Raw genomic sequence first — 13784 nt, 5'->3', positions numbered from 1 at the left:
TCGCGTGCCCGAGGGTGACATCCTGCGTCTCGTCTCGGCCCGGCTCGACGAGGCGCTCAAGGACCGGGTGCTGGTCCGCTCGGACCTGCGGTGGCCGAGCGCCGCGGAGATCGACCTGGTCGGTCGGACGGTCGTCGGGAACCAGGCCTACGGGAAGCACCTGTTCACGCGGTTCGACGACGGCCGGTCCCTGCACACGCACCTGCGCATGGAGGGGTCGTGGCGGCTCGCCCGGACGGGCACGCACGACGCGCGCGGGGCGGAGCCGAACGTGCGCGTCGTCCTCGCGAACGAGTGGTGGACGGCGGTCGGGAACCGGATCGGCATGCTGCACGTGCTGCGCACCGCGGACGAGCGCGTGATCGTCGGGCCGCTGGGGCCCGACGTGCTCGGCGACGACTTCCCGGAGACCGGGCTGCCCGAGGCGGCCGCGCGGATGCGGGCCGACGACGCGGCGGGCGGGAGCGGCCCCCGGTACCGGCCGGAGCGGGCCGCAACGGGTGTGCCCGTCGCGGAGGCCCTGCTCGACCAGCACCTCGTCGCCGGCATCGGCACGATCTACACGGCCGAGTCGCTCTTCGCCGAGCACGTCTACCCGTGGACGCCCGTCCGCGACGTCGAGGACCTCGAGGGCCTCCTGCTCACGGCACGCACGCTCATGCAGCGCACGGTGCGGCACGGGTTCGACCCGCGCGCCGGCGTCGTGCGGCACGTGCACGGGCGCACACGAAAGGCGTGCCACGTGTGCGGCACGCCTGTCGCGGAAGGTACGGCGAACGAGCCCCCGTACGACCGTCCGATCTTCTGGTGTCCGACCTGCCAGGCACCGCCCGCAGCAGGATGACGGCGGGCGTCGCTGCCCCCGCTCCCGGTGCGGCCGGTCCCGGCCCGACCGTCAGCCGACGGGCTGCAGGTCCTCGCGGCGTGCCGTGCCCTCGGGATGCTGACGACCCAGCACGGCCGTCGCAAAGTCGGCCGGGATGGTGTCGGGGATCAGCAGACCCTCGGCGACGGCGACCCGGTCGCTGACCTCGCGCAGCACCAACGACATCGGGATGTCGAGCGCCTCGCAGATCGAGCCGAGGAGCTCCGACGACGCTTCCTTCTGACCGCGCTCGACCTCGCTGAGGTAGCCCAGCGAGACCCGTGCGGCGGAGGACACCTCTCGCAGGGTGCGCCCCTGTCGCTGGCGAGCGTCTCGCAGCACGTCCCCGATCTCTCGTCGAAGAACAATCATCTGGCGACCCCCTTCCGTGTCCCGTGCGCCCCCGGGAGCCGGAGAGGCCCCCACCTGGGTGCGCGAACTGCTCGTGCCGGTCTTCCTGTTCACTGCCCCGCGTGACGGGGTCGTCCTACCGTACCCCGCCCGCGGGCCGCTCACGTCGCCGGTGCCCCGTGCGGGACGGGGCGCGGGCGCGTTGTCCGTGCGTCCCACCGGTCGGTTGACGGTCCTGTTGGCGATCACGTGCTGTGCAACGTCGCGACGTGGGGTGTTGTTCCCGCGCCGGGCCTCCCGGCCGCTCCCCCGCGGCACGTTCACGACGTCTCCACGACGCCTCCGGCCCGGTCCACGCCCGGCCGGGCGGCCGACGCTCCCGCCGACGATTTCACCCGGCAGGGGGCATCGTCACGCCGTCGGCGGCCGGGGTCCGAACGCCGCGCGCGCGAGCGCCACCGCGGCGGCCACGGTGGCGGCGCGGACGGCCGCGCGGTCGCCCGCCAGGTGCAGCTCTCGCACCTTCGTGCCCCCCGGTCCGCTCGCGGCGACGAAGACGGTGCCCGGATCCTGGCCGTCCTGCGGGTCGGGACCCGCGACGCCCGTGGTCGCGATCCCGACGTCGGCCCCCAGCACGCCGCGCACGCGCTCGGCCATCTGGCGCGCGACCTCCGGGTGCACGGCCCCGTGCGCGGCGAGCAGGCCGCCGTCGACGCCGAGGACCGACTCCTTGACGTCGGTCGCGTACGCGACGACGGCGCCCCGGAGCACGCGCGAGGCGCCGGGCACGTCGACGATCGTCGCGCTGAGCAGGCCGCCCGTGAGCGACTCGGCCGTCGCGAGGGTCCACCCGCGGGCCTCCAGAGCGCCGAGCAGCTCGACGACGTCGGACCGGACGTCCGGGCCGGTGACCGACGAGCTCCCCGGCGCGACGGGAGCGTGGTCGGTCACGAGACGGGCGCGCCGTCCGTGCTCGGACCCCGCTCGACGACCCGGGCCGCGCGCACCGCGTCGCGGCGCAGGCGCCAGCCCTGGTACGCGTACTCCAGGCCGGTCACGACGGTCACGAGGATGGCCGCGGCGAGGACGATCCAGGCGACGACGCCGACGAACGCCGGCAGGTGCGCGAGCGGCAGCACGAAGAGCGTGATCGCGACGGTCTGCAGCACGGTCTTGAGCTTCCCGCCGCGGGACGCGGGCATGACCGCGTACTTGAGGACGGCGAACCGCAGGAGCGTCACGCCCAGCTCGCGCGCGAGCACGACGACGGGGACCCACCAGGGCAGCTCGCCGAGCGGCCACGCGAGCAGCACGAGGGCGGTGCCCACGAGCAGCTTGTCCGCGATGGGGTCGAGGAGCTTGCCCAGGTCCGTGACGAGGTCGTAGCGCCGCGCGAGGTAGCCGTCGAGGCGGTCCGACGTGGCGGCGAGGACGAAGATGCCCGTCGCGACGAGGCGCCACGTGACGGACTCCCCGCCGTCGACGAGGAGCGCCCACGCGAAGAACGGGACGAGCAGGATCCTCGCCATGGTGACGAGGTTCGCGGAGTTCCACGGCGAGGGGACGGCGTTGACCACGTCACCAGCCTAGGGGGTCGTCCGGGGTGCGCCGACCGTCGGCGGCACCACCGGGTGCCCGGGTCACCGCCAGCCCGACTCCACGTCGGCGCCGTCGTGGTACTCCGTCGCGGCCGGGGGCATGTGCCCGTCGGTGCCCTCGCCGTAGTCGTGGCCGCCCCCTGCGCCCGACGGCGCGGCGGCCGCGGCGGGCGCCTGGCCGTCGAAGACGTCCTGCGCGGGCTCGCCCCGGATGAGGGCGAGCGCCGACGGCAGCTCCTCGGGCGTCACGAGCACCTCGCGGGCCTTGGACCCCTCGGACGGGCCGACGATCTCGCGCGACTCCAGGAGGTCCATGAGGCGACCCGCCTTGGCGAACCCGACGCGCAGCTTGCGCTGGAGCATCGACGTCGAGCCGAACTGCGACGTCACGACGAGCTCGGCCGCCTGGAGCAGCAGGTCGAGGTCGTCGCCGATGTCCTCGTCGATCTGCTTCTTCGTGGCCGCCTGCGTGACGTCCTCGCGATAGACGGGCTTGAGCTGGCTCTTCACGTGCTCGACGACGGCGTGCACCTCGGACTCCGAGACCCACGCGCCCTGCACGCGCATGGGCTTGGCCGCGCCCATGGGCAGGAACAGGGCGTCGCCCTGGCCGATGAGCTTCTCCGCGCCCGGCTGGTCGAGCACGACGCGCGAGTCCGCGAGGGACGACGTCGCGAACGCGAGCCGCGACGGCACGTTCGCCTTGATGAGGCCCGTCACGACGTCGACCGACGGTCGCTGCGTCGCGAGCACCAGGTGGATGCCTGCCGCACGCGCGAGCTGCGTGATGCGCTGGATCGAGGCCTCGACGTCGCGCGGGGCGACCATCATGAGGTCGGCGAGCTCGTCGACGACGACCAGCAGGTACGGGTACGTCGCGATCTTGCGCTCGGAGCCGGGCAGCGGCTTGACCTTGCCGGCGCGGACGGCGGCGTTGAAGTCGTCGATGTGCTTGAACCCGAACGCGGCGAGGTCGTCGTAGCGGGCGTCCATCTCGCGGACGACCCAGTCGAGGGCCTCCGCGGCCTTCTTCGGGTTCGTGATGATGGGCGTGATGAGGTGCGGGATGCCCTCGTAGATCGTCAGCTCGACGCGCTTGGGGTCCACGAGCACGAGCCGCACCTGCTCCGGCGTCGAGCGCATGAGGATCGACGTGATCATGGAGTTGATGAAGCTCGACTTGCCCGCGCCCGTCGCGCCCGCGACGAGGATGTGCGGCATCTTCGCGAGGTTCGCGACGACATAGCCGCCCTCGACGTCCTTGCCCACGCCCATGACCATGGGGTGCTCGGTGCGCCGCGCGGCCGACGACCGCAGGACGTCGCCGAGCACGACCGTCTCGCGGTCCGTGTTGGGGATCTCGATGCCGATGGCCGACTTGCCGGGGATCGGCGCGAGGATGCGCACGTCGGCGCTGGCCACCGCGTACGCGATGTTGTTGGACAGCGACGTGATGCGCTCGACCTTGACCTTGGGCCCGACCTCGACCTCGTAGCGCGTGACCGTCGGGCCGCGCGTGAACCCGGTGACCTTCGCGTCGACCTCGAACTGCTCGAACGTCTGCGTGAGCGCCTCGACCACGCGGTCGTTCGCGGCGGAACGCACCTTGTGCGGCGCGCCCTTGACGAGCGCGTCCTCGTCCGGGAGCAGGTAGACCGTGTCGCCCTCGAGCATGGGCTGCACGCCCCGGGGCATCGGGCCGGGCGGGGGCGGCGGCACGCTGCCGACGCCGTCCTCCGGGGAGGGCGCGACCGCGCCCATCGCGGCCGCCGCCGTGTCCTGCGCGGCCCCCTGCCCGACGGCGGGGACCACCTCCGTGGCAGCGGTACCGGCGGCCGGCTCCTCCGCGCGACGCTTCTTCCCCCGACCGCGCGGCACGTCGTCCTCGTAGTCGAGGAACGCGGCCGTCTCGAAGGCCTCGTCGCCCGAGAAGCCGCCCTCGGGCTTCTCGATCTCGGCCGCCTCCGCCGCGCGCTGCGCCTTGGTGCGCCGCGGCTTGCGCGGTCGGCGACCCGTCGGCGGCTCGCTGCCGTCGTGGCGCGAGACGCCCTCCGCGAGCGGGAGCCCGTCCTCGTCGAGCGCGTCGTCCTCGGTGCGGTGGTTGCCGGTCAGCACATCGTAGAGGCCGCGCAGCCGGCTCGGGATGCGGTGCACGGGCGTCGCGGTGACGACGAGCAGCCCGAAGAACCCGAGCAGCAGGAAGATCGGCACGGCAAACCACGGTGTCAGCCCGGCGGTCACGGGTGTCGCCGCCAGGTAGCCGACGATGCCCCCCGCGTCCTGCACCGCCGCGAAGCCGTCGCGCGGCGCGGGCAGGTCCTCCGAGATGTGCACGAGGGAGCACACGGACACGACGATGAGCGTGAGCCCGATCGCGACGCGCGAGTTCGCCTGGGCGCGCTCGGGGTGCCGCATGATGCGCACCGCGAGCCAGAGCAGCAGGACCGGGACCGCGACGCCGGCGAGACCGAACGTCCCCGCGACGACGCCGTGGACGACCTTGCCGAACGTGCCCTGGATGCCCCACCACTCGCGGGCCGCGACGACGACCGCGAGGGCGATGAGGGTGAACGCGACGCCGTCGCGCCGGTGTGCCGGGTCCAGCTCTCTTGCTCCTCTTCCGATGGTGCGCACGAGCGATCCCACGCCGTGCGCGGCGCCGAGCCAGACCCCCCGCACCGCCCGGACGGGCCACGGCGGCCCTGCCGCCGGGCGACGCGCCGGGCGGCGCGCGCTGGACGAGGAGGACCGTCCGCGACCGGTTCCGGCGCGCGACGTGCCGCGGGCCGTGGACGAACCGCCGCGCGCCGCGGTGCGGGGCGCTGGTGTGCGGTTGCTCGCGGTCCGACGTGCCTGCGGGGACGTGCGGGTCGCCATAGTGGTCCTAACCTACCTGCGGGGGACGACGGCGCCCGGGACCCCGGGGCGCGTGTCCCCGGCGGACCGGGGTCCGGGCACGGGCCCGCGACCCGGTCCCGCGAGGACGAGCGGAGGACCGATGGACGATCACGCGGGCGTGCGGCGCAGCACCGCCGACGCGACCACGGACGGCGAGCAGGCGCACGCGCGCGACCTCGTGGAGGTCCGCCCGTGTGTCTGGGTGGCCACCGCGACGATCTGGGCCACGACGTCGACGGTCGTGGTCGCGCCCGACGGCGCGGCGCTCGTCGTCGACCCCGCGGTCACGGTCGAGGAGGTCGAGGCGCTGGCAGCCGCCATCCACGGCCGTGGCTGGCGCGTGACGGCCGGGTTCGCGACCCATCCGCACTGGGACCACGTGCTGTGGTCCCGCTCCTTGGGCGACGCCCCACGCTACGCCACGGCCCGCGGCGCCGACGCCGTCCGGGCGCGGGGAGGGGACCTGGTCACCGCGACCGACGCCGCCGCGCCCGGCCACGACCCGACGCTCGTCGGCGCGCTCACGCCGCTCCCCCGCGGCGCACGACGCCTGCCGTGGCCGACAGCACCGGACCCCGGGCAGGCCGAGGAGCGAGCCGACGCGCAGGCCGACGGGAAGACCGACGTCGTCGTGGTCGAGCACGACGCCCACGCGCCGGGCCACGCGGCCCTCGTCGTGCGGGGCGTGCTGCTCGCGGGCGACATGCTCTCGGACGTGGAGGTGCCGCTCGTCGACACCGGGTCGCGCGACCCGGTGCGCACGTACCGCGGGGCGCTCGACGCGCTCGAGCTCGCGGCGCGCGACGTCGACGCGCTCGTCCCGGGCCACGGGAGCCCGGCCGTCGGCCGTGCCGCCGTCGCCGCGCGCTTCGCGGCCGACCGCGCCTACCTCGACGCGCTGGAGCACGCGGTCGTGCACACGGACGCCGTGGTGGCCGACGACCGGCTCACCGGCTACGTCGCGACGTGGCACGACGAGCAGCTCGCCGCGCTGCGCGCGCGCTGAGGCCGCCCGAGCGGTCGTGCCCGGATCGCGGAACCGCGGTCCGACGACACGAGGCCTCCTGGACCCGCCGCGCTCCGCGCTCAGTCGTCGAGCCCGAGCTCGACCGACCGGGCGAGCGCCGCGTCGAGGGCCCGCTCGTCGGTGACGAGGCGGTGCAGGTGCCGCGCCGCGACGTGCAGGGCGTCGAGGTCGGAGCCGTAGACGCTCACCATGCCGCCCTCGGGGTCGAACCCGACGGCCCCCAGCACGTCCGGCTCGTGGTCGGTCAGCGTGGCCTGGAGCGCGCCGGAGAAGTCGTAGCCCGAGCCCTCGACGCCGTGCCGCTCGAGCGCACCCTGGTGGTGGTGCCACTCCGGCCCGCCGGGCGAGTAGATGATGCTCCACCCCTGGGCCAGCGTGACGAGACGGACGGGGTCGAGCGGGACGAAGTCCTCGGCGGTGGTCATGCCGGAACCGTAGCGAGAGCCACCCACGTCAGGCTCCCGGGGTCGGTCAGCCGAGGAAGAGGCCGACGGCGAGGGTCACGACGCCCGCCGCGAGGACGACGGCCCCCGCGGGCAGCAGCGCGACGGCCCGGTTCGGCGTCTCGCGACCGGGGCCGACGGCCGACAGGAAGAAGCCGGCCGGGAGCAGGATCGCCGCGACGAGCACGCCGGTCGCCGCGAGCCAGCGCCAGGGGCCGGCGAGGCCCGTGGCCTCCGTGAGGAGTAGGCACACCAGACCGAGGATGACGAGAACCCCCGCGTGCGCGTGCCCGGCGCGAAAGAACGACGTCTGGAACGCGGTGGCCGGGACCCGCCGTGTCACGACCCGGACGAGGAAGGCCCCGCCGGACTCGATGCCGACGACGGTGAGAAGGACGATGCCGGCGGTGAGGCGGGCGGCGTCGGTGAGCTCGAGCACGGGGACCTCCGAGGGAGCGGCGCGAGAGCTCGCGCACCGGTTTGCGAACACTGTTATAGAACATCGTTCGCGACCGCTCGTCAAGGCCCCTAGACTCGGCGCGTGGCACGACCCCGACTGCACGACGACGCCCTGCGCGACCGCCTCCTCGACGTGGCGTCGCGCGCCGTCTCCACGCACGGGGAGGCCGCGGTGACGGTCCGGTCGGTCGCGACCGAGGCCGGGACGAGCGCGTCGGCGGTCTACGCGCTCTTCGGCAGCCGCGACGAGCTCGTCGCCGCCGTCTCCGCGGAGGGCTTCCGGCGCTTCGCCGCACGCCTCGCGACCGTCCCCCGCACCGACGACCCCGCTGCCGACCTGGCGGCCCTCGGTCGCGCGTACCGCGACTTCGCGCTGGCCGACCCGCACTTCTACGCCGTGATGTTCGCGCGCGGCGTCCGGCCGGGGCCGGACCGGCCCGAGGCGGTCGAGGAGCCCACGTTCCGCGTGCTGCGCGACGCCGTCGCGCGCCTCGTCCCCGAGGACGCGGGTGCCGCCGACGTCGCGCTCGGCCTCTGGGGGCTCGTGCACGGCCTGGTCTCGCTCGAGCTCGCGGGCCTCGTGCCCGGCGGGGACGACGCCCGGGCGGCGCGCTACGCCGCGACGCTCGCCGCCGTCGGTCCGGGGCTCGTGCGACGCGACGCCGACACCTAGGCCAGGAGCAGCAGGCCCGTCCGCCTGCCCACGGCGAGCGGACGCGCGGTCACCGGGCGTCGACTCCCGTGGCGGCACGCTGGCCCGCGGTGATCTCGCGGACGGTGCGCACCCACAGGACGAGCGCGAGGACGACGCCCGCGGTGCCCACCGTCTCCGCGACGGGCAGCAGCGCGAAGGTCCCGGCCGCACCGGCCGAGGAGAGCGTCGTCAGCTGCGTGGCGACGTTCGTCGCGACGCTCCACAGGATCCACCCGGCCCACCACCACCCGAGGCCGCGGCGCGGGGCGACGACGGTCGCGGCGCGCACGTCGCGCACGACCTGGTACGGGAACCACAACGCGACGACCGGCACGATCCACCCGAGCCAGACCCACACCCGGCTGCGCGCGTGCCCGTGCGCGGGCGACACGGCCTCGGCGAGCACGCGGCTCTGCCACAGCCACAGGCACGTCACGATCGCCGCGGCGAGCTGGACGGGAAGGAGCAGCAGGCCCACGGCGTCGTACCCGGTGAGGACCTCGGCGCTCGGGGTGCCGGCGCGGGCGGCGCGCTCGAACTCCTCGGCCGCGCCGAACGACGTGACCCAGGCCAGCACCTGCACGGCGGTGACCGCGACCGCGAGCGCGATCGTCCCCGTCGCGAGGCCCCCGGGGACGGGCGGTCGCGGGACGTAGCCGTACCCGCCGCCGTACGCCGGGGCCGTCGGCTGCCCGTACACGGGTGCCGAGGGCGGCGTCAGCGCGGAGGGACCCGCGGGCGAGGGAGCCGCCTGCCCGTACGCGGGGACGGGCGCGGTGCCGTACGCGCCGTACTGCGGTACCGGCCGGCCGGGCGCCGAAGGCTGACCGGGGACGGGGCCGCCGGGCTGTCCGTAGGGCGGGACCCCGGAGGGGTCGTGGTGCGTCAAGGGGTGCCTCCTGCGCTGGTCGGGGCGCCAGCATACTGGCGCCCCGACCTGGGCGGAGACCGGTCCGACGCCGGTCGCGGAGGCTACGCCTCGACGACGACCGGGACGATCATCGGACGACGGCGCAGGCGGTTGGAGACCCACCGGCCGATGACGCGGCGCATGACCTGCTGGAGCTGGTGCGTGTCCGTCGCGCCGCCGGCGATCGCGTCCTCGAGCGCCTTGACGACCTCGGGCTGGATGTCCTGGAACACCTTGTCGTCCTCGGCGAACCCGCGCGCGAGGATCTGCGGCCCCGCGAGGACCTTGCCCGTCGCGGAGTCGACGACGGCGAACACGGAGACGAAGCCCTCCTCGCCGAGGATGCGGCGGTCCTTGAGCTCGGCGTCCGTGATCTCGCCGACGCTCGACCCGTCGACGTACACGTACCCGCACGGCACGGCCCCCACGACGGACGCGCGCCCGTCGACGAGGTCGACGACGACGCCGTCCTCGGCGAGCACGACCCGGTCGGCCGGCACGCCCGTGCGGACCGCGAGCGCCCCGTTGGCGACGAGGTGGCGGACCTCGCCGTGCACCGGCATGACGTTCTTGGGCTTGAGCACGTTGTAGCAGTAGAGGAGCTCGCCCGCGCTCGCGTGGCCGGACACGTGCACCTTGGCGTTGCCGCCGTGCACGACGCGCGCGCCGAGGCGCGTGAGGCCGTTGATGATGCGGAAGACGGCGTTCTCGTTGCCCGGGATGAGCGACGACGCGAGGATGACGGTGTCGCCGTGGCCGACCTGGACCTTGTGGTCGCCGTTCGCCATGCGCGACAGGGCGGCCATCGGCTCGCCCTGCGAACCCGTGCACATGAGCACGATCTCGTCGTCGCGCAGCGAGTCGACCTTCTTGAGGTCGATGAGCACGCCCTCGGGCACGTGGAGGTACCCGAGCTCGGACGCGATCGTCATGTTGCGGACCATCGAGCGCCCGACGAGCGCGACGCGGCGGCCGTGGTGGTGCGCGGCGTTGAGGACCTGCTGCACGCGGTGCACGTGCGACGAGAACGACGCGACGATGATGCGCTTCTCGGAGGCGGCGAAGACGTTGTCGAGCACCGGGCCGATCTCGACCTCGGGCGTGACGAACCCGGGCACCTCGGCGTTGGTCGAGTCGACCATGAACAGGTCGACGCCCTGCTCGCCCAGGCGCGCGAACGCGCGCAGGTCGGTGATGCGCCCGTCGAGCGGGAGCTGGTCCATCTTGAAGTCGCCCGTGTGCAGCACGGTCCCGGCGCCGGTCGTCACCGCGACCGCGAGCGCGTCGGGGATCGAGTGGTTCACGGCGACGAACTCGCAGCGGAACACGCCGAGCTGCTCGACCTGCCCCTCCTTGACCGCGAGGGTCACGGGCGAGATGCGGTGCTCCTTGAGCTTCGCCTCGACGAACGCGAGCGTGAGCTGCGACCCGACGAGCGGGATGTCGCGACGCAGGCGCAGGAGGTAGGGCACGGCGCCGATGTGGTCCTCGTGGCCGTGCGTGAGGACGATCGCCTCGATGTCGTCCAGCCGGTCCGCGATGTAGTCGAAGTCCGGGAGGATGAGGTCGACGCCGGGCTGGTTGTCCTCGGGGAAGAGGACGCCGCAGTCGATGACGAGCAGGCGCCCGTCGTACTCGAGGACGGCCATGTTGCGGCCGACCTCACCGAGACCGCCGAGGGCGACGATGCGCAGCCCTCCGGCGGGGAGCTCGGGAGGCAGGGAGAGTTCGGGGTGGGGATGGCTCACGGGGCCTCCTGTCGTGGCTGAGCCGGGGGTTTCGAGGGCTCCTGCCCTCGCTAGTTCGTGGGTGCGGCAGCGTCTGCCGCGGTGGTCGCGCCCGCGAGCACGCCCGCGGCGGCGAGGGCGTCGCGCACGAGCGCGACGTCGTCCTCGGTCGCCGCGACGTTCGGCAGGCGCAGGAAACGGTTGTCGGTGACGCCGAGCAGCTCGACGGCGGCCTTGGCCATGACGGCCTGGAAGCCGGCACCGTTGAGCGCGTCGATGACGGGCGTCGTGGTGAGGAAGACCTCGAGCGCGCCCGCCGGGTCGCCGGCGTCGAAGCGGCGCACGACCTCCGCGAACTGCGGCGCGACGGCGTGCGCCGACACGGAGACGATACCCGCGGCGCCGTGCGCGAGGAACGGGAGCAGCAGCCCGTCGTCGCCGCTGTAGAAGGCGAGGCCCGTCGAGGCGGCGAGCTTCGCGGCGGCGTAGACGTCGCCCGTCGCGTCCTTGGTCGCCACGACCCGCTCGTGCGCCGCGAGGCGCGCGTACGTGTCGGGAGCGATGCGCACCCCGGTGCGGCCGGGGACGTCGTACAGCATGACGGGGAGGTCGGCCGCCTCGGCGATCGCGACGACGTGGCGGTAGACGCCCTCCTGGCCGGGGCGCGAGTAGTACGGGGTGACGACGAGGAGCCCGTCCGCCCCCGCCTCGGCCGCCTGCTCGGCCATGCGCAGCGCGTGGTCGGTGTCGTTGGACCCGGCGCCCGCGAGGACCGCCGCGCGGTCGCCGACCGCCTCGACGACGGCGCGCACGAGGTCCTGCTTCTCGGGAGCGTGGGTCGTGGGCGACTCGCCCGTCGTGCCGCTCAGCACGAGGCCGTCGTTCCCGTCGTCCACCAGGCGCTTCGCGAGCCGGGCCGCCGCCTCGAGGTCGACGGCGCCGTCGGGCGTCATCGGGGTGACCATGGCCGTGAGGACGGCACCGAACGGGCGCGCGGGGGTGGCGGGAAGGACCATGTGCACAAACTACCGTGCGGCGGGTCGTCGCACCGCGCCCGTCCGGCAGCGGCCGGGCGGCGTACGCGGCGGGGGCCCGGCGCTCCGCACCGCTCGCCCGGGTGCGTCCCCGCGACCCCCAGGGCGATACTCGGAGCATGTCCCGCCCCGCCTCGACGTCGAACCTCTCCCCCGCGCTCGTCGCCCACGTGCCCACCGGGCTGCTCGTGGACGGCCACTGGGGTCCTGCGGAGGGCGGGCGGACCTTCGAGGTCGAGGACCCGGCGACCGAGGAGTCGCTGTTCGACGTCGCGGACGCGAGCCCGGCGGACGCGCTGCGCGCGCTCGACGCCGCGCACCGTGCGGCGCCCGCGTGGCGCGCGACGCCCCCGCGCGAGCGGGGGGAGGTGCTGCGCGCCGTCTACGACCGGGTCGTCGCGCGGGCCGACGACGTGGCCGCGCTCATCACGGCCGAGTGCGGCAAGCCGCTCGCCGAGGCGCGCGCCGAGGTGCTCTACGGCGCGGACTTCCTGCGCTGGTACGCGGAGCAGGCGGTCCGCGCCGACGGGCTCGCGCGGACCGCGCCCGCGGGCGGCAACCGCCAGCTCGTCTTCCGCCGGCCCGTGGGGCCCGCGCTGCTCGTCACGCCGTGGAACTTCCCGATCGCCATGGCGACGCGCAAGATCGGCCCGGCGCTGGCCGCCGGGTGCACGGTCGTCGTCAAGCCCGCGCGGCTCACCCCGCTGACGACGGCGCTCGTGGCGGAGGTGATCCGTTCCGAGCTCGCCGACCGCGGGCTGCCGACGGGCGTCGTCAACGTCGTCCCGTCGTCGCGCGCCGCCGACGTCACCGAGCCGCTCCTCGCGGACGAGCGCCTGCGCAAGCTGTCGTTCACCGGCTCGACGCCCGTCGGGCGCACGCTGCTCGAGAAGGCGTCCGCCCAGGTGCTGCGCACCTCGATGGAGCTCGGCGGCAACGCCCCGTTCCTCGTCTTCGCGGACGCCGACCTCGACGCGGCGGTCGAGGGCGCCGTCGTCGCGAAGCTCCGCAACGCGGGGCAGTCCTGCGTGGCGGCGAACCGCTTCCTCGTGCACGACGCCGTCGCGCGGGAGTTCTCCCAGCGCCTCGCCACCGCGTTCGCGGACCTGCGGGTCGGGCCGGGCGCCCAGGACGGGACGCAGGTCGGGCCGCTCATCGAGGCGAAGGCCGTCGACAAGGTCGCCGAGCTCGTCGACGCGGCCGTCGACGGCGGGGCCCAGGTGCTCACCGGCGCGGAGCGGCCCCGCTCCCCCGGGTACTTCTACTCCCCCACCGTCCTGTCGGGCGTCGACCCGGACGCGCGCGTCGTCACCGAGGAGATCTTCGGCCCGGTGGCCCCCGTCGTCGCGTTCGGCGACGACGACGAGGGCATCGCGCTCGCGAACGCGACCGAGTACGGGCTCGCCGCCTACGCGTACACGACGTCGCTCGACCGGGCCGTGCGCGTCTCCGAGGAGGTCGAGGCCGGCATGATCGGCGTCAACCGCGGCCTCGTCTCCGACGCGAGCGCCCCGTTCGGCGGGCTCAAGCAGTCCGGCCTCGGCCGCGAGGGCGGCGAGGCCGGCCTCGAGGAGTACCTGGAGACGGTCTACGTCGCCCTCTGACGTCACCCCCCTCCCTTCTCCCTTCTCCCCTGCCGCCGTCGAGCACGGGGTCACGGACCGGGATCCGACGATCCCGGTCGCCCTCCCCGTGCTCGACGGCGCGTGGGCCGTCCTCGTCACCGGCAGGACGGGCGGGCCTGCGGGGCCCTCACGCGGCGTTGGTACCCTGACGCC

13 protein-coding genes are annotated in these 13784 nt (G+C 74.8%); 4 read left to right on the top strand and 9 right to left on the bottom strand.

Annotated elements, in window-relative coordinates; genetic code table 11:
• The first annotated feature begins 4 nt into the window (after nt 1-4).
• Nucleotides 5-844 (top strand): DNA-formamidopyrimidine glycosylase family protein, encoded by an 840-nt coding sequence (locus E1O70_RS16625; protein ID WP_061267560.1) that lies wholly within the window; start codon nt 5-7, stop codon nt 842-844.
• 51 nt (nt 845-895) lie between these two features.
• Here E1O70_RS16625 and E1O70_RS16620 read toward each other — a convergent pair whose 3' ends face one another.
• The 4 genes from E1O70_RS16620 to E1O70_RS16605 all read right to left on the bottom strand — a co-directional run bounded on the left by E1O70_RS16620 (nt 896) and on the right by E1O70_RS16605 (nt 5691).
• Nucleotides 896-1237 (bottom strand): helix-turn-helix domain-containing protein, encoded by a 342-nt coding sequence (locus E1O70_RS16620; RefSeq protein WP_021483863.1) that lies wholly within the window; start codon nt 1235-1237, stop codon nt 896-898.
• A 390-nt stretch (nt 1238-1627) separates the two neighbouring features.
• Nucleotides 1628-2167, bottom strand: coding sequence for a CinA family protein (locus E1O70_RS16615; protein ID WP_061267559.1), 540 nt, complete (start codon nt 2165-2167; stop codon nt 1628-1630).
• Nucleotides 2164-2793, bottom strand: a complete 630-nt coding sequence (gene pgsA / locus E1O70_RS16610; protein WP_021483781.1) for a CDP-diacylglycerol--glycerol-3-phosphate 3-phosphatidyltransferase — start codon at nt 2791-2793, stop codon at nt 2164-2166. Before pgsA ends, E1O70_RS16615 begins: the two co-directional genes overlap by 4 nt.
• 63 nt (nt 2794-2856) lie before the next feature.
• On the bottom strand, nt 2857-5691 hold the full coding sequence (locus E1O70_RS16605) for an FtsK/SpoIIIE family DNA translocase (RefSeq protein WP_240696744.1): 2835 nt from the start codon (nt 5689-5691) through the stop codon (nt 2857-2859).
• Nucleotides 5692-5812: 121 nt separating this feature from the next.
• On the opposite strand from E1O70_RS16605, the gene E1O70_RS16600 reads away from it, so the two are divergent.
• Nucleotides 5813-6718 carry an MBL fold metallo-hydrolase gene (locus E1O70_RS16600; RefSeq protein ID WP_061267557.1) on the top strand — a complete coding sequence of 302 codons (906 nt, stop codon included), beginning with the start codon at nt 5813-5815 and terminating at the stop codon, nt 6716-6718.
• Nucleotides 6719-6798: 80 nt separating this feature from the next.
• Here the strand turns inward: E1O70_RS16600 and E1O70_RS16595 are convergent, their stop codons facing one another.
• Nucleotides 6799-7164, bottom strand: a complete 366-nt coding sequence (locus tag E1O70_RS16595) for an Imm51 family immunity protein (RefSeq protein ID WP_061267556.1) — start codon at nt 7162-7164, stop codon at nt 6799-6801.
• A 46-nt stretch (nt 7165-7210) separates the two neighbouring features.
• Complete coding sequence (locus E1O70_RS16590; RefSeq protein ID WP_061267555.1) at nt 7211-7621, bottom strand: hypothetical protein; 411 nt, start codon at nt 7619-7621, stop codon at nt 7211-7213.
• A 102-nt stretch (nt 7622-7723) separates the two neighbouring features.
• Between E1O70_RS16590 and E1O70_RS16585 the strand changes: the two genes are divergently transcribed.
• Entirely contained in the window at nt 7724-8314 is a 591-nt protein-coding gene (locus E1O70_RS16585; RefSeq protein WP_061267554.1) for a TetR/AcrR family transcriptional regulator, read from the top strand.
• A 49-nt stretch (nt 8315-8363) separates the two neighbouring features.
• Here the strand turns inward: E1O70_RS16585 and E1O70_RS16580 are convergent, their stop codons facing one another.
• The 3 genes from E1O70_RS16580 to dapA form a co-directional block, all read right to left on the bottom strand.
• Entirely contained in the window at nt 8364-9224 is an 861-nt protein-coding gene (locus E1O70_RS16580) for a DUF4328 domain-containing protein (protein WP_061267553.1), read from the bottom strand.
• A gap of 83 nt (nt 9225-9307) precedes the next feature.
• Entirely contained in the window at nt 9308-10993 is a 1686-nt protein-coding gene (locus tag E1O70_RS16575) for a ribonuclease J (RefSeq protein ID WP_034655491.1), read from the bottom strand.
• Between the two features lie 50 nt (nt 10994-11043).
• On the bottom strand, nt 11044-11988 hold the full coding sequence (gene dapA, locus E1O70_RS16570; RefSeq protein ID WP_021482387.1) for a 4-hydroxy-tetrahydrodipicolinate synthase: 945 nt from the start codon (nt 11986-11988) through the stop codon (nt 11044-11046).
• Nucleotides 11989-12125: 137 nt separating this feature from the next.
• Here dapA and E1O70_RS16565 point away from each other — a divergent pair, with 137 nt between their 5' ends.
• The gene (locus E1O70_RS16565) at nt 12126-13610 is read left to right on the top strand and encodes an NAD-dependent succinate-semialdehyde dehydrogenase (protein WP_061267552.1); all 1485 of its coding nucleotides are present in this window, start codon (nt 12126-12128) and stop codon (nt 13608-13610) included.
• Nucleotides 13611-13784: the final 174 nt, after the last annotated feature.

Source organism: Cellulosimicrobium funkei (assembly GCF_004519295.1).
GTDB classification, from domain to species: domain Bacteria; phylum Actinomycetota; class Actinomycetes; order Actinomycetales; family Cellulomonadaceae; genus Cellulosimicrobium; species Cellulosimicrobium funkei.
The sequence above is the reverse complement of the archived record's forward strand: the minus strand, read 5'-3'. Positions and strand labels throughout refer to the sequence as shown.

Coding starts and splice junctions, on each gene's coding strand:
- E1O70_RS16600 (WP_061267557.1), top strand. CDS start 5,813: ATGGACGATCACGCGGGCGTGCGGCGCAGCACCGCCGACGCGACCACG.
- E1O70_RS16620 (WP_021483863.1), bottom strand. CDS start 1,237: ATGATTGTTCTTCGACGAGAGATCGGGGACGTGCTGCGAGACGCTCGC.
- E1O70_RS16565 (WP_061267552.1), top strand. CDS start 12,126: ATGTCCCGCCCCGCCTCGACGTCGAACCTCTCCCCCGCGCTCGTCGCC.
- dapA (WP_021482387.1), bottom strand. CDS start 11,988: ATGGTCCTTCCCGCCACCCCCGCGCGCCCGTTCGGTGCCGTCCTCACG.
- E1O70_RS16605 (WP_240696744.1), bottom strand. CDS start 5,691: ATGGCGACCCGCACGTCCCCGCAGGCACGTCGGACCGCGAGCAACCGC.
- E1O70_RS16595 (WP_061267556.1), bottom strand. CDS start 7,164: ATGACCACCGCCGAGGACTTCGTCCCGCTCGACCCCGTCCGTCTCGTC.